The 1,163-nt window shown below is 32.8% G+C and carries 1 protein-coding gene; it reads right to left on the reverse strand.

Translation table 11 applies throughout. The features are described from left to right. Positions 1 to 240 precede the first annotated feature (240 nt). A complete protein-coding gene (locus COZ07_RS07165) occupies positions 241 to 450 on the reverse strand; it encodes a hypothetical protein (protein ID WP_406607887.1) in 210 nt (69 codons plus the stop codon). Positions 451 to 1,163: the final 713 nt, after the last annotated feature.

Genomic DNA, 1,163 nt, shown 5'->3' on the forward strand with positions numbered 1-1,163 from the left:
TCGGTCGTTTCACTCCCTCGCAATGACAGAGTTTAATGTTCAGGATGTGAACTTAAGAAAATTATACTGTAAAAGAATGGTGATGTCAAGAAAACGAGGTGCGAGCGAGATGGAAAAAGGGGAGTAGTCAGTCCCCTTTTGTTTCCTACGTATGTGCATAAGACGGGTTCGATGAATCGTCCTCCCCACTCAAGGGCGAGGGGAAAGAAGATCTGGACAGTAAAAGGTCTGTCCTACGGTTTATGTGGATTTATCTGCAAAAACTTCATCAAAAAATATATCCTTACTCAATATTTTTTGCCATTCTCTATGCCGTTTTACACTTTCAATTCTTCTGCTTTTTGGAATAGTTATAAATCTAATAGCTTCTACTGGTCCCAATTCCTTTATAAGCACCTGCATCGCTTTTTTAATTGCTTTTTCTTCATCCATATATTTTACAGTTTTCATCTTAATCCCTCCTTCTCGCAAAAAATAACCGGATTACCGCACCATATTTTTACTTTATGCTTCAAACACTTTTTAATAAGCTGGTCATCACAACTTATAAAAGGTGCCCTCGATTTCTCTGCAAAAGCAATATGTGCTGCATCAGCTACCCCAAAACCTATATTAACTAATTCTTCTGCTCTTTCTCTTGTTTTATCAATATTAACATCAGCATGTACTCCAAATCTATCTAAAATAGTTTTTATCTAAACACGTTCATATATATCAGGAATCGCCTTTATCTCTTTCGTATGGACTGGCGAAATTAGTAATTTGTATTTGCCTTTGCTCTATCATCAATAACCTCTTAATATTTTATAAGCTATTTTTACTACAATATCACTACATATTATATAGTTTATGATCCTAAATGGAAATTACTTCCAAATTTATTATAATTAAGTTTAGGATAATTGTCAAAATTACAAATTACAAATTTACCTATGACCTGGGGAATAAAAATCGTGCATTTATTCTGTTCAGTTGGGAGAGAGAGGATTTCCATTCTAATATTTCAGATTCAGTAGTACCTATAAGATTTTTAGTTTCCACAAATTTCACTTCCTTTGTGTCTATTAATGATTGTTTTTTAGTATATTTTCTATGCTGATTATGGTAATGTTTTTTGGGCTATTTTTATATTTAGATATTTCTTGAGAGAATTTTTCTTTATC

The sequence above is a fragment of the Candidatus Infernicultor aquiphilus genome (assembly GCF_002784285.1).
Taxonomy (GTDB): domain Bacteria; phylum Atribacterota; class Phoenicimicrobiia; order Phoenicimicrobiales; family Phoenicimicrobiaceae; genus Infernicultor; species Infernicultor aquiphilus.

Excerpts from the sequence above, each read along its gene's own strand:
- COZ07_RS07165 (WP_406607887.1), bottom strand. The coding sequence starts at position 450 with ATGAAAACTGTAAAATATATGGATGAAGAAAAAGCAATTAAAAAAGCG.